The sequence below is a fragment of the Piscinibacter gummiphilus genome (genome assembly GCF_032681285.1).
In the GTDB taxonomy this organism is placed as follows: Bacteria; Pseudomonadota; Gammaproteobacteria; order Burkholderiales; family Burkholderiaceae_C; genus Rhizobacter; species Rhizobacter gummiphilus_A.
Genome location: NZ_CP136336.1, coordinates 1214569 through 1234916 on the forward strand (window position 1 = coordinate 1214569; position 20348 = coordinate 1234916).

Annotated in this window: 22 protein-coding genes; 9 read left to right on the forward strand and 13 right to left on the reverse strand. The window is 68.1% G+C overall.

Annotated elements, in window-relative coordinates; genetic code table 11:
* Positions 1–9: 9 nt before the first annotated feature.
* Genes mnhG through RXV79_RS05895 form a run of 7 tightly spaced genes read right to left on the reverse strand, consistent with a single transcriptional unit; the run spans position 10 to position 6990 of the window.
* Entirely contained in the window at positions 10–342 is a 333-nt protein-coding gene (mnhG, locus tag RXV79_RS05865; protein ID WP_316702533.1) for a monovalent cation/H(+) antiporter subunit G, read from the reverse strand.
* Positions 339–617 (reverse strand): K+/H+ antiporter subunit F, encoded by a 279-nt coding sequence (locus RXV79_RS05870; RefSeq protein WP_316702534.1) that lies wholly within the window; start codon positions 615–617, stop codon positions 339–341. The genes mnhG and RXV79_RS05870 overlap by 4 nt, the downstream gene beginning before the upstream one ends.
* A complete protein-coding gene (locus RXV79_RS05875; RefSeq protein ID WP_316702535.1) occupies positions 614–1102 on the reverse strand; it encodes a Na+/H+ antiporter subunit E in 489 nt (162 codons plus the stop codon). The genes RXV79_RS05870 and RXV79_RS05875 overlap by 4 nt, the downstream gene beginning before the upstream one ends.
* Positions 1099–2745, reverse strand: coding sequence for a monovalent cation/H+ antiporter subunit D (locus tag RXV79_RS05880; protein ID WP_316702536.1), 1647 nt, complete (start codon positions 2743–2745; stop codon positions 1099–1101). The genes RXV79_RS05875 and RXV79_RS05880 overlap by 4 nt, the downstream gene beginning before the upstream one ends.
* Positions 2742–3086, reverse strand: coding sequence for a Na+/H+ antiporter subunit C (locus RXV79_RS05885; RefSeq protein WP_316702537.1), 345 nt, complete (start codon positions 3084–3086; stop codon positions 2742–2744). Before RXV79_RS05885 ends, RXV79_RS05880 begins: the two co-directional genes overlap by 4 nt.
* Positions 3087–5993, reverse strand: a complete 2907-nt coding sequence (locus RXV79_RS05890; protein WP_316702538.1) for a monovalent cation/H+ antiporter subunit A — start codon at positions 5991–5993, stop codon at positions 3087–3089.
* A 52-nt stretch (positions 5994–6045) separates the two neighbouring features.
* The gene (locus RXV79_RS05895; RefSeq protein WP_316702539.1) at positions 6046–6990 is read right to left on the reverse strand and encodes a YicC/YloC family endoribonuclease; all 945 of its coding nucleotides are present in this window, start codon (positions 6988–6990) and stop codon (positions 6046–6048) included.
* Positions 6991–7018: 28 nt separating this feature from the next.
* Here RXV79_RS05895 and RXV79_RS05900 point away from each other — a divergent pair, with 28 nt between their 5' ends.
* The 5 genes from RXV79_RS05900 to hemW are packed head-to-tail and all read left to right on the forward strand — an operon-like array spanning position 7019 to position 11506.
* The gene (locus RXV79_RS05900) at positions 7019–7987 is read left to right on the forward strand and encodes a serine/threonine protein kinase (RefSeq protein ID WP_047498909.1); all 969 of its coding nucleotides are present in this window, start codon (positions 7019–7021) and stop codon (positions 7985–7987) included.
* 5 nt (positions 7988–7992) lie between these two features.
* Positions 7993–8907: a PP2C family protein-serine/threonine phosphatase gene (locus tag RXV79_RS05905; RefSeq protein ID WP_201805498.1), complete on the forward strand. Its 915-nt coding sequence runs from the start codon at positions 7993–7995 to the stop codon at positions 8905–8907.
* Between the two features lie 37 nt (positions 8908–8944).
* Positions 8945–9670 carry a ribonuclease PH gene (gene rph / locus RXV79_RS05910; protein WP_316702540.1) on the forward strand — a complete coding sequence of 242 codons (726 nt, stop codon included), beginning with the start codon at positions 8945–8947 and terminating at the stop codon, positions 9668–9670.
* A 2-nt stretch (positions 9671–9672) separates the two neighbouring features.
* Positions 9673–10278, forward strand: coding sequence for an RdgB/HAM1 family non-canonical purine NTP pyrophosphatase (rdgB, locus tag RXV79_RS05915; RefSeq protein ID WP_316702541.1), 606 nt, complete (start codon positions 9673–9675; stop codon positions 10276–10278).
* The gene (gene hemW, locus RXV79_RS05920; RefSeq protein WP_413816666.1) at positions 10271–11506 is read left to right on the forward strand and encodes a radical SAM family heme chaperone HemW; all 1236 of its coding nucleotides are present in this window, start codon (positions 10271–10273) and stop codon (positions 11504–11506) included. Before rdgB ends, hemW begins: the two co-directional genes overlap by 8 nt.
* A gap of 5 nt (positions 11507–11511) precedes the next feature.
* Here the strand turns inward: hemW and RXV79_RS05925 are convergent, their stop codons facing one another.
* The 3 genes from RXV79_RS05925 to RXV79_RS05935 are packed head-to-tail and all read right to left on the reverse strand — an operon-like array spanning position 11512 to position 14191.
* Positions 11512–12603 (reverse strand): protein-glutamate methylesterase/protein-glutamine glutaminase, encoded by a 1092-nt coding sequence (locus RXV79_RS05925; protein WP_316702542.1) that lies wholly within the window; start codon positions 12601–12603, stop codon positions 11512–11514.
* 24 nt (positions 12604–12627) lie between these two features.
* Positions 12628–13272: a chemoreceptor glutamine deamidase CheD gene (gene cheD, locus RXV79_RS05930; protein WP_316702543.1), complete on the reverse strand. Its 645-nt coding sequence runs from the start codon at positions 13270–13272 to the stop codon at positions 12628–12630.
* Positions 13273–13318: 46 nt separating this feature from the next.
* The gene (locus tag RXV79_RS05935) at positions 13319–14191 is read right to left on the reverse strand and encodes a CheR family methyltransferase (protein ID WP_316702544.1); all 873 of its coding nucleotides are present in this window, start codon (positions 14189–14191) and stop codon (positions 13319–13321) included.
* A gap of 189 nt (positions 14192–14380) precedes the next feature.
* On the opposite strand from RXV79_RS05935, the gene RXV79_RS05940 reads away from it, so the two are divergent.
* From RXV79_RS05940 to RXV79_RS05955, 4 genes are all read left to right on the forward strand, one after another.
* Positions 14381–15112 carry a GGDEF domain-containing protein gene (locus RXV79_RS05940; RefSeq protein ID WP_316702545.1) on the forward strand — a complete coding sequence of 244 codons (732 nt, stop codon included), beginning with the start codon at positions 14381–14383 and terminating at the stop codon, positions 15110–15112.
* A gap of 11 nt (positions 15113–15123) precedes the next feature.
* Positions 15124–15936 carry a MinD/ParA family protein gene (locus RXV79_RS05945; RefSeq protein WP_316702546.1) on the forward strand — a complete coding sequence of 271 codons (813 nt, stop codon included), beginning with the start codon at positions 15124–15126 and terminating at the stop codon, positions 15934–15936.
* A 19-nt stretch (positions 15937–15955) separates the two neighbouring features.
* Positions 15956–16351 carry a group II truncated hemoglobin gene (locus RXV79_RS05950; protein WP_316702547.1) on the forward strand — a complete coding sequence of 132 codons (396 nt, stop codon included), beginning with the start codon at positions 15956–15958 and terminating at the stop codon, positions 16349–16351.
* Positions 16352–16435: 84 nt separating this feature from the next.
* A complete protein-coding gene (locus RXV79_RS05955; RefSeq protein WP_316702548.1) occupies positions 16436–18436 on the forward strand; it encodes an acyltransferase family protein in 2001 nt (666 codons plus the stop codon).
* Here RXV79_RS05955 and RXV79_RS05960 read toward each other — a convergent pair.
* From RXV79_RS05960 to radC, 3 genes are all read right to left on the reverse strand, one after another.
* Positions 18433–19068 (reverse strand): Smr/MutS family protein, encoded by a 636-nt coding sequence (locus RXV79_RS05960; protein WP_316702549.1) that lies wholly within the window; start codon positions 19066–19068, stop codon positions 18433–18435. The genes RXV79_RS05955 and RXV79_RS05960 overlap by 4 nt on opposite strands.
* A gap of 40 nt (positions 19069–19108) precedes the next feature.
* Positions 19109–19519 carry a hypothetical protein gene (locus RXV79_RS05965; protein ID WP_316702550.1) on the reverse strand — a complete coding sequence of 137 codons (411 nt, stop codon included), beginning with the start codon at positions 19517–19519 and terminating at the stop codon, positions 19109–19111.
* 130 nt (positions 19520–19649) lie between these two features.
* On the reverse strand, positions 19650–20324 hold the full coding sequence (gene radC / locus RXV79_RS05970; protein ID WP_316702551.1) for a RadC family protein: 675 nt from the start codon (positions 20322–20324) through the stop codon (positions 19650–19652).
* Between the last annotated feature and the right edge of the window lie 24 nt (positions 20325–20348).

The window sequence follows — 20348 nt, forward strand, 5'->3', positions numbered from 1 at the left end:
GTAAGAGCGTCAGCCTTCCTCGCCGAGCGGCGGCGGGAGGGCATCCCCGGCCTGGCGGCGGCGGAACAGTGCGGCGCGTGCCAGCACGATGGTCGTCACCGGCGCGGTGATCGACAGCACGATGATGATCAGCCACACATGCAGCGACAGCGAGCCGGCGCGTGTGCTGAAGTGCACGATTGACGCCAGGCTCACCACCCAGGCCGCCAGTGTGGACGCGAGCGCCGGGGCATGCATGCGGGCGAAGAAATCGGGCAGGCGCGCCAAGCCCAGCGCGGCGACGAGCACGATCACGCCGCTCGAGAGCAGCAGCAGCGCGACCACCACTTCGGCGACGATCATTCGATCACCTCCCCGCGCAGCAGGAACTTGGCCAGCGCCACCGACCCCACGAAGCCGAACAGCACCATCAGCAGCGCGCCCTCGAAATACATCTCGCTGTCATAGCGGATGGCGAGCACCAGCATCAGCAGCATGCCCACGACGTACATGAAATCGAGGGCCAGCACGCGGTCCTGCGCGCTTGGGCCGCGCAGCAGGCGCACCAATCCGATGCCGATCGCGGCCATGTACATCAGCAGCGTGGCCGTGATGGCCAGCGAGAGCAGGGTGCTCATCCGAAAACGTCCTTCAGCGGTTGTTCGTAGTCGGCCTTGAAGTGGGTGATGAAGCGGGCTTCGTCGTCGAGGTCGAAGACGTGCAGCAGCAGGGTGCTGCGGTCGGGTGCCAGCTCGCACCACACGGTGCCGGGGATGACCGCGGTGATCATCGCGAGGGCCGCGAGCCCGTGCAGGTCGTGCAGATCGAGCGGCACCACCACGAAGGCGCTGCGGGGCGGCCGGCGGCTGGCGCGAAACACGCCGAGCGCCACGTCGATGGCCGAGCGCACCACGTCGCGGCCCACGCGCAGCACCAGCGCCGCGAGCCGGCCCCAATGGCGCAGCGGGCCCGGCGCGGGTCGCAGCGGCGCCATCAGCAAGGGCAGCAGCACCGCGGCGAGCAGGCCCAGCAGCACCTCGCCGACGCTGGTGCTCCGCGCAAGCAGCAGCCAGCCGCAGAAAAGGCCGAGCGACAGCCACGGCGACGGCAGCAGGCGTTTCATCGGCCGCTCCCTGGGGCTTGCACGGGCCGGGCATCCATCACGGCCTTGATGTAGAGCCCGGGCTCATGCAGCGCTTCTGCGGTGGCACGGGTATAGACGAGCGCGCGCTCGCCGTGGGCCACCATCGCCACGGCGGCGACCAGCAGGCCGGCGATGGGAAGCGTCTCGGCCACCCGCAGGCGGGGCGACGGGCGCTCGATGCCGGCCCAGAAATGGCGAATGCCGATGCGCATGAGCGCGGTGGCGCCGAGCAGGCCCGAGACGATCAGCAAGGCGAAGAGGGTCCAGGCCGGCGCGCTGCGCAGCTCCAGCAATGCGCTCAGCATCGCGAGTTTCGCGACGAAGCCCGACAGCGGTGGAAGGCCCGCGACCACCATCGCGCACACCGTGAACGTCACGCCGAGGAATGCGAGCGCGGCGGGGATGGCGCGGCCGGTCAGCGCCCGTTCGTCGTCGTCGAGGTTGGTGCCCTGCGGAGGCTCGGCGTCGATGAAGGCGGGCAGGGCGTCACCGCCTGCATCGACCTCTTCCGGGCCGACCTCGACCTCGCGGCTGCGCTCCAGCAACTCCACCAGCAGGAAGAGCGCGCATCCGGCCAGGGTGGAACTGGCCAAGTAGAAGAGCGCGCCGCCGCTCAGGGCCGGGTCGTCGAAGCCGACGGCGGCGATCAGCGTGCCCGACGAGGCGATCACGCTGAAGCCGGCCAGCCGCGCGAGCTGCTGCGAGGCCAGCATGCCGATCGCGCCAAAGGCGAGCGTGGCCAACCCACCCCAGACCAGAACCTCGCCGCCGAACGAGGCCGAGGCGCCGGCATCGGCCGGGAAGCAGAGCGTCCAGAGGCGCAGGACCGCGTACACCCCGACCTTGGTGAGGATGGCGAAGAGCGCGGCCACCGGCGCGCTCGCTGCGGCGTAGGCGGGCGGCAACCAGGCGTTGAGCGGCCACAGCGCCGCCTTGGCGAGGAAGGCGATGGCGAGGATGGCCGCGCCCGCATGCAGCAAGCCGCGGTCGCTCTCGGGCACCAGCGGCAGCTTGTGCGCGATGTCGGCCATGTTGAGCGTGCCGGTCACGCCGTAGAGCACCGCCACGCCGATCAGGAAGAGCAGCGAGGCCGCCAGGTTGATCGCGATGTAGTGCAGCCCGGCGCGCACCCGCGCCAGGCCGCCTCCGTGCAGCAGCAGGCCGTAGCTTGCCGCCAGCAGCACCTCGAAGAAGACGAAGAGGTTGAAGAGGTCGGCGGTAAGGAAGGCGCCGTACAGCCCCATCAACTGCAGCTGAAACAGCACATGGAAATACACGCCCGCGTGCTGCCACCGCGCCAGGGCATATAGCAGCGTGGCCAGGCCGATGGCGCCGGTGAGCACCGCCATCAGCGCCGAGAGCCGGTCGGCCACGAGCACGATGCCGAAGGGCACCGGCCAGTTGCCCGGCAGGTAGATGCCGAAGGCCGAGGGCGCCTGTTCGGCCGCCCGCAGCAGCAGAAGCACCGCCACCGCCAGGCCGAGGGCGGTGGAGGCGAGGTTGATGACGCTCTTGAGCCCGCGCCGGCCTTCGCCCAGCATGAGCATCAGCGCCGCGGTGGCCAGCGGCAGCAACACCGGCAGCACCACCAGGTGGTGGGCCGAGTACTCCACCTGGATCACGGCCGTTCCTCCTGCCCGTCCACGTGGTCACCGCCCGTCAACCCCCGCAGGGCAAGCAGCACCACGAGGAAGAGCGCCGTCGTCGCAAAGCCGATGACGATGGCGGTGAGCACCAGCGATTGCGGCACCGGGTCGCTGTAGTGCGCCAAGTCGGCCGGAAGCCCGGCCTTCACGATGGGCTCGCGGCCGATGGCCAGGCTGCCCACGCTGAAGATGAAGAGGTTGATCGCATACGACAGCAGCGAGAGACCGATCAATACCTGGAAGGTCCGGGGCCGGAGCACCAGCCACACACCCGCGCCGGCCAGCACGCCGATTGCGATCGACACCACGGCTTCCATTCAGGGCTTCTCCTTCTCGTGGGCATCGTCGGCCGCGGCGGCCTGCTGCCGGCTCGCGCGCAGCGACTGGTGGGCAATGGCGGTGAGCAGCAGCAGCGTGGCGCCCACCACCACCGAGAACACGCCCAGGTCGAAGAGCGCCGCCGTGGGCAGGTGCACGTCGCCGACCAGCGGCCAGTGCACATGCATCGTGTGCGTGGTGAGGAATGGGTGACCGAGCGCGAGCGAGCCGAGGCCGGTGCCGAGCGCCATCAGCAGGCCGAAGGCAATCCAGCGCGGAGGCCGCAGACGCATGCGCGCCTCCACCCAGCGCGTGCCGCCCACCATGTATTGCGCGATGAACGCGATGGCCACCACCAGCCCGGCGACGAAGCCGCCACCCGGCTCGTTGTGCCCGCGCATGAAGAGATGGAAGGCGAAGAGCCCCGCGACCGGCAGCAACAGGCGCACGAGCACGGCCGGCACCTCCAGGTATTCCTGCAGGCGGTCGGTGTCTTCGGCGCGGTCGGTGAGGTCGCGGCCCATGCCGCGCACACGCTGCTGCACCGGCTGGTCGATGGTCTCCTGCGGCGGGCGGAAGCGCCGCAGCAGCGCGTACACCGTGATGCCGACGATGCCCAGCACGGTGATCTCACCGAGCGTGTCGAAAGCACGGAAGTCCACAAGCATCACGTTGACCACGTTGGTGCCGCCTCCGCCGGGCAGCGCCTGCTCCAGGAAGTAGGGCGCGATCGACAGTGGCGCCGTGCGGGTGAGCAGCGCATACGAGAGTGTGGCGAGGCCGACGCCGATCAGCACCGCGAGCACGATGTCGCGGCGTCGGCGCCACCAGGCGCGCAGGGCGATGCGCGGGTCGTCCTGCGCCACGCGCTTGGGCATCCAGCGCAGGCCGAGCAGGAAGAGCACCAGCGTCACCACCTCCACCGCGAGCTGCGTGAGCGCGAGGTCGGGTGCCGAGAACCAGGCGAAGGTGATGCACACCGCCAGGCCCACCACCCCGAGCATCGTGAGGGCCGCGAGCCGGTGGAACTTGGCCTGGTAGGCCGCCCCCACCGCGCACACGCAGGCGACGGCCCACATCAGCACGAACTCCGGCGTGGCCGGCACACGCGCCCGGTCGCCCCATTCCAGCGGCACGATCAGCGCCGAGCCCAGGCCGGCGAGCCCGGCGATCAGCAGCATGACGAAGAGCTGCGGCTGCAGGCGCCGCGTGCTCAGCCCGCGCAGCAGGTGCGAAGAGCCACGCGTGAGGCCGGCCAGCGCCGCTTCGAAGAGGCGCTTGCCGTCCAGCCCCTGCAGCAGCGGAGCGCCGCGCGTGCGGCGCTGCTTGAAGCGCGTGGCAAAGCGCAGGTAGATCACCGTGCCCGCCACCAGCGCCACCAGGCTCATCACGAGCGGCGTGTTGAAGCCGTGCCAGATCGCGAGGCTGTACTCGGGCAGCACGCCGCCCACCACCGGTTGCGCCGCCGTGGCCAGGAGCGGTCCGACCGACCAGGCCGGCAGCGTGCCCACCACCACGCAGGCCAGCACCAGCAGTTCGACCGGCACCCGCATCCAGTGCACCGGCTCATGCGGCTGGCGCGGGCAATCGGGCGGCGCGCCGAAGAAGACGTCGTGCCCGAAGCGCAACGAATAGACCACCGCGAACACTCCGGCCAGCGTGGCGAGTGCGGGCAGGCCGTATTCGACCGCCGGGCTCGCGCTCACGAACACGGTCTCGGCGAAGAACATCTCCTTCGACAGGAAGCCATTGAGCAGCGGCACGCCGGCCATCGCTGCACAGGCCACGATGGCGAGCGTGCCGGTGATGGGCATCGCGCGGTAGAGGCCATCGAGGCGGCGCATGTCGCGCGTGCCGGTCTCGTGGTCGATGATGCCCACCGACATGAAGAGCGACGCCTTGAACGTCGCGTGGTTCATCATGTGGAAGACCGCCGCCACTGCCGCGAGCGGGCTGTTCAGGCCCAGCAGCAGGGTGATGAGCCCGAGATGGCTGATGGTCGAGTAGGCGAGCAGGCCTTTCAGGTCGTTCTGGAACATCGCCGCGTAGGCACCCAGCAGCAGCGTGGCCAGGCCCGCGCCGCCGACGATCCAGAACCATGCCTCGGTGCCGGCCAGCGCCGGCCACAGGCGCGCGAGCAGAAAGACGCCCGCCTTCACCATCGTGGCCGAGTGCAGGTAGGCCGAGACCGGCGTGGGCGCCGCCATCGCATGCGGCAGCCAGAAGTGGAAGGGGAACTGCGCGCTCTTGGTCAGCGCGCCCAGCAGCACCAAGCCGAGCGCCAGCGGGTACAGCGCATGGGCGCGGATGCGGTCGCCTGAGGCGAGCACGGCATCGAGTTCCAGGCTGCCGGCGATGTGGCCGAGCAGCAGCACGCCGGCCAGCAGCGCAAGGCCGCCGGTGGCAGTGACGGTGAAGGCCATGCGCGCGCCGCGGCGGGCGTCTTTGCGGTGCGTCCAGTAGCCGATCAGGAGGAAGGAGAAGACGCTCGTCAGCTCCCAGAAGACGACGAGCTGCACCAGGTTGCCCGACAGCACCACGCCGAGCATCGCGCCCATGAAGCCGAGCAGCAGCGAGTAGAAGCGCGCAGCCGGGTCTTCCGGCGAGAGGTAGTAGCGGGCATACACGATGACCAGGAGCCCCATGCCGCTGACCAGCATGCCGAACATCCAGGCGAAGCCGTCGATGCGCACGATGAGGTCCAGCCCGAGGCTCGTGAGCCAGGGCACTCGCTCGACGACCACGGCGCCGGCCGCGACCTGCGGGTACAGCAGTGCCAGCGGCACCGCGACGGCCAGCGACACCAGCGCGGCCCACGAAGACTCGAGGTTGCGGGCGTTGGTCGGCAGAAGGGCCGCGACCACGCACCCGACGAACGGCAACAGCAGGAGCAGCATCGGCGACATCGGCGGGCAGTGTAGGAGATGCCCTGCGCCGAGCGGCCACTGCCGCGTGGGGTCACTCGATGTTCTGCACCTGCTCGCGCAGCTGTTCGATCAGCACTTTCATCTCGACCGAGATGTTGGTGAGTTCCAGCGACGAGGCCTTGGAGCCGAGCGTGTTCGCTTCACGGAGCAACTCCTGTATCAGGAAGTCGAGCCGTTTGCCGACTTCGCCCCCGGCCTTGAGCAGGCGGGCGATCTCGTCGAGGTGGGCGCGCAGGCGGGCAAGTTCTTCGGCGACGTCGATGCGGATCGCATAGGTGGCGGCTTCGCTCAGCGCGCGCTCCTGCAGTGCCTCTTGCGACACGCCCTGTGCGCCGCCGGTGGCCGCCAGGGCCTCCTGCCAGCGCTCGATGAAGCGCTGCTGCTGGCGCTGCACGACGGCGGGCACCAGCGGCTCGGCGCGGGCGGCGAGGTCGCGCAGGCCCTTCACCCGCTCCATCAGCACGGCCACGAGCTTGTCGCCCTCACGCTGGCGTGCCTCCCGCAGGCCGGCGATGCACTGGCGTGCGGCCTCGAGCGCCACCTCGTCGAGGCGCTCGGTGGCGGTTCCGCCCTTGCACCACTGCATGACCTCATGAACCGACAGGCCTTGTGCCTTGGGCAGCCAACCCTGGATGGTGCCTTCCAGGCGCGAGAGCCGGTTCAGCTGCTCCGGCTGGGGCGAGGGCCAGGAGGTGTCGGCGGTGGTCGTGGTGTTCAGGCGCAGCTCGATCTTCCCGCGGCGGAAGGCGCCGCCGATCAAGTCGCGCAGGGCTGGTTCGAGCGATCGGAACTCATCTGGCAGACGAAAACCCAAGTCGAGGAATCGGCCGTTGACGGAGCGCAGTTCGACTGTCACGCTGGCCGTTCCAGCAGCGCCGGTTCGAGCGCCGGGAGCCTCTGCGCTCCCTGTGGTTTCTGTCGCAGATTGCGCCCCGGCGGTGGCGCTTGCATACCCGGTCATGCTGTAGACTGGCATTCGACTTATCGCATTGCAAAAAGAGATTATGTCAAAGCCGAAACCTGCGCCATTGCCTTCGGGCACCGTGGTCGGCGGGTACCAGATCATCAAGAAACTGGCAGCCGGCGGCTTCGGCGTCGTGTACTTGGCGGAAGACTCCGATCGGCACCTGGTGGCCGTCAAGGAATACCTGCCGTCGTCTCTTGCAGAGCGTGCGCCCGGCGAACTCATGCCGCGCGTCAAGCCCGAGAAGCAGCCGCTCTATCGGCTGGGCCTGAAGAGCTTCTTCGAAGAAGGCCGCAACCTCGCGCAGATCTCGCACCCGAGCGTGGTCTCGGTGCTCAACTTCTTCCGCGAGAACGACACCGTCTACATGGTGATGAACTACCTGCAGGGCGACACCCTGCAGGACTTCATCGTCACCGCGCGTGACCTCAAGCGCGACAAGGTCTTCCGCGAGTCGACCATCCGCTCGCTGTTCGACGAGATCCTGCGCGGCTTGCGCATCGTGCACCAGCACAAGATGCTGCACCTCGACATCAAGCCGGCCAACATCTTCATCACCAACGAGAACAAGGCTGTCCTGCTCGACTTCGGCGCCGCGCGCGAAGTGCTGAGCAAGGAAGGCAACTTCATCCGTCCGATGTACACGCCGGGCTTCGCGGCCCCCGAGATGTACCGCCGCGACGGCACGCTCGGCCCCTGGACCGACATCTACGCGGTCGGCGCCTGCATCTACGCCTGCATGCAGGGCTACCCGCCGAACGACGCGCCCCAGCGCATCGAGAAGGACCGCCTGGCGCTTTCCCTCTCGCGCCTGCGCAACGTCTACTCCGACAACCTGATCGAAGTCACCGAGTGGTGCATGTCGCTCGACCCGCTGTCGCGGCCGCAGAGCGTCTTCTCGCTGCAGAAGGAACTGGCGCGTGAGACCGAGCGCCGCTACACCAAGCTCAGCTTCAGCGAACGCCTGAAGCTGCAACTCGAAAACCTCACCACCGGCGCGAAGGCCTAAACCCGATGCGATTCAGCGTCTACCAGGTCAGCCGCAAAGGCGGCCGCGAGAAGAACGAAGACCGCATGGGCTACTGCTACACGCGGGACTCCGGTCTCTTCGCGCTGGCAGACGGCATGGGTGGCCACCCCGAAGGTGAAGTGGCCTCGCAGCTCGCGTTGCAGACGCTGGCTGCGATGTTCCAGCGCGATGCCAAGCCCACGCTCAAGGAGCCGATGCGCTTCCTGCACGAAGCCATCATCGCCGGGCACCACCAGCTCTTGCGCTATGCGACCCAGAAGGCGCTGATCGACACGCCGCGCACCACGGTCGTCGCGTGTGTCCTGCAAGGCAACATGGCCTACTGGGCGCACTGCGGCGACTCGCGGCTGTACCTCGTGCGTGGCGAGAAGCTCGTGGCCCGCACCCGCGACCACTCGTATTCCGAGCTGCAAGAGACCATGAGCCACGTCGTGCCCATGGGCGAGCGCTTCAACCGCAACGTGCTCTTCACCTGCCTCGGCAGCCCCGGCAAGCCGGTGGTCGACACCGTCGGCCCGCTGATGCTGCAGGCCGGCGACCGGCTGCTGCTGTGCTCCGATGGCCTGTGGGGCACGGTGAGCGATGCCGAGATCACCGACCAGCTGGCGCGCAACACCATCTCCGACGCGGTGCCCGAGCTCGTGGAGCAGGCGCTGCGCAACGGCGGCCCGAAGAGCGACAACGTCTCGGTGCTGGCCGTCGAATGGGAATCGGCCGAAGACGGCGACAGCAACTCCGGCATCTCCACCCAGACGCTCGGCGAAGAGGTGTTCGCGTCGACCATCCAGGCGAGCGTGCTCGGCCAGGAGCCGCCCGACGAGCTGGACGAAGCGGAGATCGAGCGCTCCATCCGCGAGATCAACGAAGCGATCCGTCGCTCGTCGCAGAAGAAGTCCTGACGTCGAGCTCGGGTCGGCCATCGCCGACAATACGGGCATGACATTCCAACGCACTCAGAACCGGGCAGCAGACTCCCTGCGCCCCGTCACCATCACCCGCGGCTACACCAAGCACGCCGAGGGTTCCGTCCTCATCGCCTTCGGCGACACCAAGGTGCTGTGCACCGCCTCGGTGGAAGAGAAGGTACCGCCGCACAAGCGCGGCAGCGGCGAAGGTTGGGTGACGGCCGAGTACGGCATGCTGCCGCGCGCCACGCACACCCGCGGTGACCGCGAAGCCGCGCGTGGCAAGCAGAGCGGCCGCACGCAGGAGATCCAGCGCCTCATCGGCCGCTCGTTGCGTTGCGTGTTCGACCTGAAGAAGCTCGGCGAGCGCACCATCCACCTCGACTGCGACGTGCTGCAGGCCGATGGCGGCACCCGCACCGCGGCCATCACCGGCGCCTACGTGGCCGCGGCCGATGCGGTGAAGTGGCTGCAGAAGCAGGGCCTGCTGGTCGAGTCGCCGATCCGCGAAGCGGTGGCCGCGATCTCGGTGGGCATCGTCGAAGGCACGCCGCTGCTCGACCTCGAGTACATCGAAGACTCTGCCTGCGACACCGACATGAACGTGGTGATGACCGCGGCCGGCAGCTTCGTCGAAGTGCAGGGCACCGCCGAAGGCGCGGCCTTCACGCGCGGCGACATGGACCGGCTGCTCGCGCTGGCCGACAAGGGCATCCGCGAACTCGTGGCGGCGCAGCGCAAGGCGCTCGAAGGCTGATCATGAGGCTCGTGCTGGCGTCGAACAACGCCAAGAAGCTGGTCGAGCTGCAGACGCTGTTCGCGCCGCTCGGTCTGGAGCTGGTCACCCAAGGCAGCCTCGGCATCCCCGAGGCGGAGGAGCCGCACGTCACCTTCGTCGAGAACGCACTCGAGAAAGCGCGACACGCGGCGGCGCATGCCCAGTCGGCGGCGATTGCGGACGACTCGGGGCTTTGTGTGGACACACTCGGCGGATCGCCCGGTGTGCTGTCCGCCCGCTACGCGACGCTCTTCGGTCGCCCCAAGGACGACGACGAGAACAACCGTGTCCTGCTGGAACAGATGGACGACAAGGAGGACCGCCGCGCGCGTTTCGTCAGCGCATTGGTCGCGGTGCGCTCGGCCGACGACCCGGAGCCCCTGATCGCCTTTGGCCGCTGGGACGGCGTGGTCTTGTGGGAGCCTCGCGGCGAAGGCGGCTTCGGCTACGACCCCTTGTTGTTCATCCCCTCGCTTGGCAAGAGCGTGGCCGAACTCGACGCTGCCACCAAGAATGCGCACAGCCACCGCGCGATCGCGTCGCAGCAGATGCTCGCGCTGATGCGCGAGGTCTGGCACCTTGGCTGACATTCCGATCACGCCGGCGGCACCTGCCGGCCCGGGCCGCACCGAAGACCTCGTCGCGCGCTACATGCGCCCCGGGGTGATGAACCTCGGCGCGCTACCGCCCCTGTCGCTGTATGTGCACCTGCCGTGGTGCCTGAAGAAGTGCCCGTATTGCGACTTCAACTCGCATGAGCAGCGAGGCGGCGTGCCCGAGGCGGCGTATCTCGCCGCGCTGCGCGCCGATCTCGAAGCGGCGTTGCCTTTCATCTGGGGCCGCCGCATCCACAGCGTCTTCATCGGGGGCGGCACGCCCAGCCTCTTCTCGCCGGACGCCGTCGGCGAACTGATTGCCGACGTGCGCGCGCGCCTGCCGCTCGAGCCAGGCTGTGAGATCACGCTGGAAGCGAACCCCGGCACCTTCGAGCGAGATCGTTTCCGTGGCTACAAGGGCGCGGGCGTCACGCGCCTGTCGATCGGCGTGCAAAGCTTCAATGACGAGAAGTTGCAGGCCATCGGCCGCGTGCACGATGCGGCGCAGGCAAAGGCGGCTGTTGAAGAAGCCAAAGACACCTTCGACACCTTCAACCTCGACCTGATGTACGCGCTGCCGGGCCAGACGGTGGCCGAACTGCGCGAAGACCTGGCGCAGGCGCTGTCGTTCGCGCCGCCGCATCTGTCGATCTACCACCTGACGATCGAGGCCAACACCTGGTTTGCCAAACATCCGCCCGTGGTGCCCGACGATGACACGGCTTTCGACATGCTCGATCTGATTGCCGAGCACACAGAAGCCGCGGGCCTCGCGCGCTACGAGGTCTCGGCCTTCGCCCAGCGCGGCCACCATTGCCAGCACAACCTCAACTACTGGCAGTTCGGCGACTACCTCGGCATTGGTGCGGGTGCGCACAGCAAGCTGAGCTTCCCGCACCGCGTGGTGCGCCAGGTGCGCTGGCGCGAGCCGCAGACCTACATGGAGAAGGCGACACAAGGCCTCGCGGTGTCGAACGACGAAGAGGTGAAGCGCGACGCACTCGCCTTCGAGTTCATGCTCAACGCGCTTCGCCTGCGAGATGGCTTCGAGCTGGCTCGCTTCACCGAGCGCACTGGCCTGCCCCTTTCGAGCATCTCAAGGCAGCTCGACGAAGCGCACAAGCGCGGCTTCATCGAGCGAGACTTTGCACGCGTGTGGCCCACCGCCAAAGGCTTCGACTTCCTGTCGGACCTGCAGGCGCTCTTTCTCGCCGACTGAGCCGATCAGACCCGGTTGGTCGACATGCCCGCCGTGCTGCGCAGGCGCTCGACGAGCTTGCCGGCGATCTGCGTGAGCGGCAGCACCTCGTGCGCCGCCCCGGCATTGATCGCTTCGCGCGGCATGCCAAACACCACGCAGGACGCTTCGTCCTGCACGTAGTTGTAGCTGCCGGCGTCGCGCATCTCCTTCATCGCACGCGCGCCGTCGCCGCCCATGCCGGTGAGCATGATGCCCAGCGCATTGGGGCCGACCACACGCGCGGCCGACTTGAACAGCACCTCGACCGACGGCTTGTGCCGGTTGACGGGGTCGCCGTCCTGCACTCGGGCGAGGTAGTTGGCGCCGCTGCGTTCCACGCTCAGGTGGAAGCCGCCGGGGGCGATGTACGCATGGCCGGGCAGGATGCGCTCGCCATCGCGCGCTTCGGCGACGCGGATCTTGCACAGGCCGTCGAGCCGTGCGGCGTAGCTCTTGGTGAAGCCGGGCGGCATGTGCTGCGTGATCACGACCGCCGGGCAATCGGGCGGCAGGTTCATCAGCACTTCCTTGGTGGCTTCGGTGCCGCCGGTGGAGGCGCCGATGAAGATGATCTTCTCGGTCGACAGGCGGCCGAGCGGGCTCGAGTTCACCGCGGGGCGTGCCGGGGTGGGGCAGCCGGGCGCGGCCGGGGCCGGCACCACGGCCTTGCGGATGTGCGCCTTGCTCGCGATGCGCACCTTGTCGGTGATGTCTTCGGCCAGCAGGCGCAGGCCGTCCGCCACGCCGATCTTGGGTTTGGCGACGAAGTCGATGGCGCCGAGTTCCAGCGCCTTCATCGTGACCTCGGCGCCGCGCTCGGTCAGCGTCGACACCATGACCACCGGCATCGGCCGCAGGCGCATCAGCTTCGAAAGAAAGTCGATGCCGTCCATGCGCGGCATCTCGACGTCGAGCGTGATGACGTCGGGGTTGAGGTTGCGGATCATCTCGCGGGCCACCAGGGGGTCGGCGGCCGCGCCGATGCATTCCATGTCGGGCTGGCGGTTGATGATCTCGGCGAGCAGGCTGCGCACCAGCGCCGAGTCGTCCACCACGATCACGCGGGTCTTGGGCATGTTGTGGCTCTCCCCGTGTCCGCGTCAGAAGAGGTCGACGGAACCACCGCCGGTGGACGCCGGCACGGCCTTCTGGGCGGCGGCGCGGTCTTGTGCAATTAGGGCGTCGGTGTTGGTCGGCGCGAGGCGCTTGACCATGGCCTTGCCGCTGCCCGGCAGGAAGCACACCTTGCGCGGGTAGACGTCGAGCACGTCCTTCGAGACGATGGGGATGCGCTCGGTCTTGAGATAGTCCATCACGAAGTTGGTGTTGCGCTCACCCACGTTCATCGTGGTCATGCCGCTCACCACCTGGCCGCCGCCGAAGATCTTGGCTTCCATGGTCATGCGGTTGGCGCCACGCTTCATCATCTCGTTGATGAGCAGCTCCATCGCATACGAGCCGTAGCGGCCGGAGTCGCCGGCACCATCGGGCAGCATGAAGTGGTTCATGCCGCCCACCTTGGCGTTGCGGTCGTAGATGCAAGCGGCGATGCACGAGCCGAGCGTGGTCATGATCAGCATGTCTTCGTTGTGCACGAAGTACTCGCCGGGCAGGATCTTGACCGCGTCGTTCTTGAAGTGCGCGTCGTAGAAGAAGAACGAGGCCTCGCCGGGTTTGCGGGGCTGCGACTTCAGCCGCTCCAGGCGTGAGCCCTGGGCGGGGTTGGAGGAAGAGATCAAAGCCATGTTGTCCCGATATCGGTGTGCGTGTGGGTGGGCTTGAGTGAAGCTGTCACACGCGCTCGTAGACGGTCTTGCCGCGCAAGCGGAAGAGGTCCTTCGACTCGGTGAAGTTCTCGGAGTGGCCCACGAACAGCAGGCTCTTGGGTTTCATCACACCGTGGATGCGCTCGAGCACGCGGCGCTGCGTGGGCGCATCGAAATAGATCATCACGTTGCGGCAGAACACGATGTCGAAGGGCTCGCCGAGCTGCCAGCGTGCCTCCATCAGGTTGTGCGTGCGGAATTCGATCATGCGGGCCAGCTCGGGCTTCACCCGGATGGAGCCGCTGTTGGCGCCCTTGCCGCGCAGGAAGTGGGCGCGCAGGCGCTCTGGCGAGAGGCCACGCGCGTCGGCGCTGTAGACGCCGCGCCCGGCGGTGGCGAGCACCTTGGTGTCGATGTCGCTGGCGATGATCTTGGTGGCACCGCTCGCCATGTTCTCGGCACAGGTCATCGCGAGCGAATACGGCTCTTCGCCGGTGGAGGCGGCGTTGCACCAGATGCGCACGCTCTGGCCGGCGCGAGCCTTGAGTTCGGTCGCGAGCATCTGGAAGTGATGCTCTTCGCGGAAAAAGGAGGTCAGGTTGGTCGTGAGGCAGTTCACGAACTCCTGCCACTCGGGGTGCGAGGGCTGCAGGCTTTCGAGCGACTGCAGGTATTGGCTGAACGATCGCTGGCTCGTCTCGCGCAGGCGGCGCGAGAGGCGGCTGTAGACCATCGCCTGCTTGCCGGCGTGCAGGCTGATTCCAGCGTGCTGGTAGATCAGCTGGCGCACGCGGTCGAAGTCGGCGCTGCTGAAGCTGAACTCCTGTTCGGCTCGGTCGGCCACGGCCGTCGCGACGTTGCGCAAGGCGGCGAGTTCAGCGGGAGATGCGGCGCTCATGGGTGAAGCTTGTCCTGGTCGTATGCGTGCGCCGGAAGGTCGGCGAGCCCGGTTCTGCGGGTCTTATCGGCCTGAAGTCTGGGCTGCTTGAGTGCGCCGAAAGGGCCAAGTTGGCAGGCCTTCGCCCCTTATCTCGCGCTTGGTCGCCACAGCGGCCGCTGTAGACTGGCCGACAACCCTTCGACCGACGTGGCTTACACCCCCGCAACCCCCGCAACCCCCGAACCCTCGCAGCTCAAGCTGGGAGCGGCGTTGCAGTTGCTGTCTCAATCGGGGCACACCCTGCCCGATCGCGACGAGGTGGGCCAGGCCGCCTGGCTGCAGGCGGTGATCGATGCGCTGTGCAACCTGTCGAGCCGCGACCCCCTGACGGGCCTGGCCAACCGCCGCCAGTTCGAGCTGGCGCTGGCGCGCGAGATCGACCGAGTAGCCCGGGCCGGCGAGCCGGCGCTGGTGCTCATCGCCGACATCGACCGCTTCAAGGCGGTGAACGACACGCACGGCCACGCGGCCGGCGACCTGGTGATCCAGTCGGTGGCGCAGTCGCTCAACGAATGTGTGCGCCCCATGGACACCGTGGCGCGCCTGGGTGGCGAAGAGTTCGCGATCATCCTGCCCAACTGCCCGCCTGCCTTCGGCCAGACGGTGGCCGAGCGCATCCGCCGCAAGGTGGAGCACCGGCCGGTGGCCATCGGCCTCACCGAGTCGATCAACATCACCATCAGCCTGGGCGGTGCGTTTGCACCGCAGTGGGTGCGCTCTTCGGCGCCGCTGTGGATCGAGCGGGCGGACCAGCAGCTCTACCGCGCCAAGACCGAGGGCCGCAACCGGGCCTGTCTCGAAATGCCTCCAGTCTCACTCGTCACGGCCGAAGAGAAGGGCCTGCTGTTCGGTGTGTCGCAGTTCCCGGACATCGAATAACAAGACTCGTCATGAACACCCCTGCATCGCAACCCACCGCAGCACCGGCTTCTGGCCGCGCGGCACGCATCCTGGCCGTGACCAGCGGCAAGGGCGGCGTGGGCAAGACCTTTGTCTCGGCCAACCTGGCCGCCGCGCTGGCCCGCCGGGGCGAGCGGGTGCTGGTGCTCGATGCCGACCTTGGCCTCGCCAACCTCGACGTGGTGCTCAACCTCTTCCCGAAGATCACGCTGCACGACGTGTTCACCGGCAAGGCCAAGCTCGAAGACGCGATCCTGCCCGCCCCGGGTGGCTTCTCGGTGTTGCTCGCAGGTTCGGGCCTGGTGGAATATTCCCGCCTCACGAGCGAAGTGCGCGACCAGTTGCTGCGCATCATCGAAACCGTTGCGCCGCGCTACGACCGTGTGCTGTTGGACACCGGCGCCGGCATCTCCGACGTGGTGCTCTTCGCCGTGTCCCTCGCGACCGACGTGCTGGTCGTCGCCACCCCCGAGCCGACCTCGCTCACCGACGCCTACGCCACGGTGAAGGTGCTGGCCACGCAGCAGCAGCGCGAGCGCATCTCGCTCATCGTCAACCAGGTGGGCAAGACCGGCGAAGGCCGGGTGATCCGCGGCCAGCTCCAGCAGGTGGTCGACCGTTTCGTCTCGCCGAGCCTGCCTGAGGGCAAGGGGCCGGTGAAGCTCGAACTGCTGGGCGAGATCCCCACCGACAAGTCGGTGCGAGAGGCCGTGCAGAAGCGACAGTTGCTGCTCGAGATGCTGCCCGGCTGCGAGGCCGCCAAGGGCATCGCCGCGATCGCAGGCAAACTCTGCGAATCCTGATCCCTTCTCTGCGATTCCCGTGAACGAACACACCCAGACCGCCTTCGAGCGGGTGGGCGGCGAAGCCGCCGTGCGAGCGCTCGTCGACCGCTTCTACGACCTGATGGACCTCGAGCCGGCCTACGCCGAGCTGCGCGCGTTGCACCCGACCACCACCGAAGGCTCGCGCGACAAGCTTTTCTGGTTTCTCTGCGGCTGGCTCGGCGGCCCTTCGCACTACACCGACCGCTTCGGCCACCCGATGCTGCGCGCGCGGCACCTGCCGTTCGCCATCGGCATCAAGGGGCGCGACCAGTGGATGGCGTGCATGGTGCAGGCGATGCACGAGGAAGGCTTCGATGCTTCGTTGATCGAGCGTCTCAAAGAGGCGTTCTTCAAGACGGCCGACTGGATGCGCAACCAACACGGCGCGTGAGCGCCGGCAGCGGCCTGCCTCAAGAGCCCGATTTGTGAGAATCCCGCCTCGGGGGACTTCACAAGCTACAGGAGGAGGCAACGCATGCCGCCGACGATTCCAGAACAAGCGCACCGAGGCGCCATCGCGTACCGGCCGGACATCGACGGGCTGAGGGCGGTCGCCGTCCTGCTGGTCGTCGTCTTCCACTTCCATCTGTTTTCGGCTGGCAAGAGCGGCTTCATCGGCGTCGACGTGTTCTTCGTGATCTCGGGCTTCCTGATCACGGCCATCGTGCGGCAGCAGGTCGAGGCGCAGCGGTTCTCGCTGCTCGATTTCTGGGTCAGGCGCTTGCGCCGGCTCGCTCCTGCGCTTTTCGTGGTGCTGGCGCTGGTGCTCGCGTATGGCGCGTTGCGGCTGCTGCAGGCGGACTTCCAGCAACTCGCCGAGGAAGCCGCCGCCACGCAGTTCTATGTGGCCAACATCTACTTCTGGCGCAACGTCAACTACTTCGGCCTGCAGGCGGGCAACATCTACCTCCTGCACACCTGGTCGCTCTCGGTCGAAGAGCAGTTCTACATCCTCTACCCGCTGCTGTTGGTCTTCGTGCTGAAGCGCTGGAGATCGGCGGCACCGTGGCTCGTGCTCGGAATGGCGCTGCTGTCGTTCGGGTTGAACCTGGCGCTTGTGGGTCCCAAGCCGGAAGCAACTTTCTACCTTATGCCCACCCGGGCCTGGGAACTGCTGATCGGGGCCTTGTTGACCTGGGTGCCACGTGTGCGCCATGCGGGCTTTGCGCATCTGCTGGGCGCCGTCGGCGCGTTGCTCATCGGCGCAGCAATTGCGGGCTACACACCGGAGACCCAGTTTCCAGGAGTCTTTGCCTTGCTGCCGACGCTCGGTGCCGCGAGCCTGCTCCTCGCGGGCGGCGCGCCGGGCGCCTGGTCGACGCGGGTGCTGTCGACGACACCGATGGTGGCCGTCGGGCGCATCTCGTACTCGTTGTACCTGGTGCACTGGCCCATCAACGTCTTCGCGTCCAATGAACTGGGCGATGGCTACACGCTCGGTTGGCGCGTGACGATGCTGGCAGCATGCTTCGTGCTGTCGGCGCTCCTGTACCGCTGGGTGGAGACGCCTTTTCGCACGGGGCGTGTGCTGTCGGGCCGCCGAGGCTTCGTGGGGAGCTATGGCGCGGGCCTGGCCCTCAGCGTCGTGCTGTGTGCCACCGTGATCGCCACCCAGGGGCTGCCGCAGCGCCTGCCCCCGGAGGTCGCCCGGGTTGCGTCTTTCGCCACGGACCGCCCTGGCGAGCACTGCGCCGAATTTCGGCCTTCCCCGGGCCGAGCCGCCCCGGCCTTGTGTACGTTGGGCACGCCTGGTCAGGCTCCGACGTGGGTGATCTGGGGGGACTCGCACGCCTGGGCCGCGCAGGACGCCATCGACCTGTGGCTCAAGAAGACGGGGCAGGCGGCACGCTTCGCCTTCATGAACTCCTGCCCTCCGCTTCGCGGCGTGCACGTCCAACGTGGGGGCACGACCTGCCATTCGCTGAACGAAACCATGATCGCCTCGGCGCTTGCGGACCCGCAGGTCAAGAATGTGTTCCTGGTGTCATCGTGGCGCCAGGCCATCGAGGGCCGCCTCAGCACCTCGCCCGATCGCAACCTCGGTGAGGCGGGCTCCATCGCCTTGTTCCAGCGGCAGTTCGATGCCACCGTTCGCGAGCTTCATGCGAACGGCAAGGCCGTCTATCTCTGGGAGCCCGTGCCGGGATCTCGCGAACACGTGCCTCGGGCGGCGGCGCTCGCGCTGTTGCGAGGCACGACGGCGAACCTCGACTACAGCGCGGCCGAATACCGCGAGCAGACGGCGTTCTTCTTCGAGGCCAAGGAGCGCAACCGCGCCTTCATCGCCGGGTCGTTCTCACCGTCGCGGGTGCTGTGCCAGACCGGCATGTGTGCCTCGCTCGTCGATGGCCAGCCGGTCTACTTCGACAACGGTCACCTGGCTCGTTCGGGCAGCGCCCGGTGGGCGGAAGCCTTGGCGGCTCAGCTGAGCCCCCCTGCATTGCTGGGCCAGCTCGCGAGCGAACCCGCGCGCTAAGAAGCCTTCAGCAACACCACCAGCGCGCCGCTGCCCCCTTCGGCCGGGCGCGCTTGCACGAAGGCGAGCACCTCGTTCTTCTGCACCAGCCAGCTGCGCACGCGGGCCTTGAGCACCGGCTCGCGACCGGGCGAGCCGAGGCCCTTGCCGTGCACGACACGCACGCAACGCAGGCCCTGCTCGGCCGCGTCCCGGATGAAGGCGTTGAGCTTCACACGCGCCGGGTCGCGGCGCAGGCCGTGCAGGTCGATCTGCGCCTGGATGGCCCAGCCGCCGCGGCGCAGCTTGCGCACCACGTCGAGGCCGATCTCGGGGCGCCGGAAGGAGAGGGTCTCGTCGGTCTCGAGCAGGGTGTCGACGTTGAATTCGTCGGACAGCGATTCGCGCAGCGCCTCCCGCTCGTCGCGTTGACGTTGGCGGGGCTCGGGCGTGGGCAGGGCCCTTGCCTGGCGCGCCCGGCCTGTGGGGCGCAGGGGTTGCACGGGGCCGACGGTGACCGCGAAGAGTTCGCGCTCACGCTTTTCGCGCGCGGCGATCTCGCGTTGCAGTGCTTCTTGCCGCTCGGCCTCGCGCCGCGCCTGGTCGAGCGCGGCCTTCAGCTCAGAGAGGGTGTGCAGGCCGCGGGAGGACATGCGGGCACTGTAGCGCTCGCTCCAAACCCCTCGGCGTTGCTCAGTGCGAGCGGGGGTAGGTCGCCAGCACGCCGGGGTCGTGCGGGTATTGCAGCGCGGGCAGGGTGTCGGCGAAGCCGTCGAAGGGCTCGCCGCGGCGGGCGGCGACGCCGGCGTCGCGGCGCGCGGCCTGCGCATCGGACGCAGGGCGCGCCGGGGCGACGGCCATCTGGTGCTGGCGGGCGGCGATGCGGGCCAGCTGCGAGCGGGCGCCGGTCAGGTCGAGTTGCAGCTGGGCGATCTGGCGCTTGGCCTGTTCGATGTGCTGGCCGGCCGTCTGCAGCTGCAGGGCGTGGCGCGTGCGTTGCTTGTTGAGGCCGTCCAGGTAGCGCGAGCGCAGCACGATCCACTGGCCGAGGGTGACCAGCATCAGCACCGCACCGGCGGCCCAGAGAATGGCATTGGTGTTCATTTCCACTCCTTTGAATGAACAGCGTGCCGTCACTGTAGAAGTGGCGTTAGCCAGCGGAAAGGACGCAAGTCACGGTTACAGGTGATCGCTGCGCGGCGTCCCTCGAACAGGGGACGCCGCCGTGGCCGGTTCAGAGCAGCCCGCGCTCCGCGAACGACACCACCTCGGCCTGGCTCACCACGAGGTGGTCGAGCACGCGCACGTCGATCAGCGCCAGCGCCTTGTTGAGGGTCTGTGTGAGATATTCATCGGCCCGCGAAGGTTCGGCCGCACCCGAGGGGTGGTTGTGGGCGAGCAGCACGGCGGCGGCGCCGAGGTCGAGGGCGCGCTTCAGCACCTCGCGCGGGTACACGCTCGTCTGCGTGAGCGTGCCCCTGAACATCTCTTCGGCGCGGATCAGGCGGTTCTGCGCGTCGAGGAACAGCACCACGAACACCTCGTGCGGCTTGCCGCCGATCTGCAGGCGCAGGTAGTCCTTCACCTTGGCCGGCGAGTCGAAGACGGGGCGCTGCATCAGCTCTTGCGAGAGCGACCGGCGCGCCAGCTCCAGCACCGCGCTCATCTCCGCGCGCTTGGCGGGCCCCAGGCCCTTGATGCGCTTGAGATCGTCGGGCTCGGCCTGCAAGAGGCCCGAAAGTCCGCCGAATTCGGTGAGCAGCTGCTGCGCGAGTTGCAGCACCGACAGGCCCTTCACGCCGGTGCGCAGCAGAAGCGCGATCAGCTCGGCATCGGCGAGGGCATCGGGGCCGCGCGCCAGCAGCTTTTCACGCGGGCGTGCGTCTGGCGGAAGGTCTTTCAGAACCATGTGGGGGTGCCAACTAAAATTCGC

What these genes read in the sequence shown, in the direction of transcription:
- RXV79_RS05935 (WP_316702544.1), bottom strand. Translation starts at nt 14,191, where the DNA reads ATGAGCGCCGCATCTCCCGCTGAACTCGCCGCCTTGCGCAACGTCGCG.
- RXV79_RS05960 (WP_316702549.1), bottom strand. Translation starts at nt 19,068, where the DNA reads ATGTCCTCCCGCGGCCTGCACACCCTCTCTGAGCTGAAGGCCGCGCTC.
- RXV79_RS05955 (WP_316702548.1), top strand. Translation starts at nt 16,436, where the DNA reads ATGCCGCCGACGATTCCAGAACAAGCGCACCGAGGCGCCATCGCGTAC.
- rdgB (WP_316702541.1), top strand. Translation starts at nt 9,673, where the DNA reads ATGAGGCTCGTGCTGGCGTCGAACAACGCCAAGAAGCTGGTCGAGCTG.
- RXV79_RS05900 (WP_047498909.1), top strand. Translation starts at nt 7,019, where the DNA reads ATGTCAAAGCCGAAACCTGCGCCATTGCCTTCGGGCACCGTGGTCGGC.
- RXV79_RS05875 (WP_316702535.1), bottom strand. Translation starts at nt 1,102, where the DNA reads ATGAAACGCCTGCTGCCGTCGCCGTGGCTGTCGCTCGGCCTTTTCTGC.
- RXV79_RS05885 (WP_316702537.1), bottom strand. Translation starts at nt 3,086, where the DNA reads ATGGAAGCCGTGGTGTCGATCGCAATCGGCGTGCTGGCCGGCGCGGGT.
- RXV79_RS05895 (WP_316702539.1), bottom strand. Translation starts at nt 6,990, where the DNA reads ATGCCAGTCTACAGCATGACCGGGTATGCAAGCGCCACCGCCGGGGCG.
- mnhG (WP_316702533.1), bottom strand. Translation starts at nt 342, where the DNA reads ATGATCGTCGCCGAAGTGGTGGTCGCGCTGCTGCTGCTCTCGAGCGGC.
- rph (WP_316702540.1), top strand. Translation starts at nt 8,945, where the DNA reads ATGACATTCCAACGCACTCAGAACCGGGCAGCAGACTCCCTGCGCCCC.
- RXV79_RS05890 (WP_316702538.1), bottom strand. Translation starts at nt 5,993, where the DNA reads ATGTCGCCGATGCTGCTCCTGCTGTTGCCGTTCGTCGGGTGCGTGGTC.
- cheD (WP_316702543.1), bottom strand. Translation starts at nt 13,272, where the DNA reads ATGGCTTTGATCTCTTCCTCCAACCCCGCCCAGGGCTCACGCCTGGAG.
- RXV79_RS05870 (WP_316702534.1), bottom strand. Translation starts at nt 617, where the DNA reads ATGAGCACCCTGCTCTCGCTGGCCATCACGGCCACGCTGCTGATGTAC.
- RXV79_RS05925 (WP_316702542.1), bottom strand. Translation starts at nt 12,603, where the DNA reads ATGCCCAAGACCCGCGTGATCGTGGTGGACGACTCGGCGCTGGTGCGC.
- radC (WP_316702551.1), bottom strand. Translation starts at nt 20,324, where the DNA reads ATGGTTCTGAAAGACCTTCCGCCAGACGCACGCCCGCGTGAAAAGCTG.
- RXV79_RS05905 (WP_201805498.1), top strand. Translation starts at nt 7,993, where the DNA reads ATGCGATTCAGCGTCTACCAGGTCAGCCGCAAAGGCGGCCGCGAGAAG.
- RXV79_RS05965 (WP_316702550.1), bottom strand. Translation starts at nt 19,519, where the DNA reads ATGAACACCAATGCCATTCTCTGGGCCGCCGGTGCGGTGCTGATGCTG.
- RXV79_RS05945 (WP_316702546.1), top strand. Translation starts at nt 15,124, where the DNA reads ATGAACACCCCTGCATCGCAACCCACCGCAGCACCGGCTTCTGGCCGC.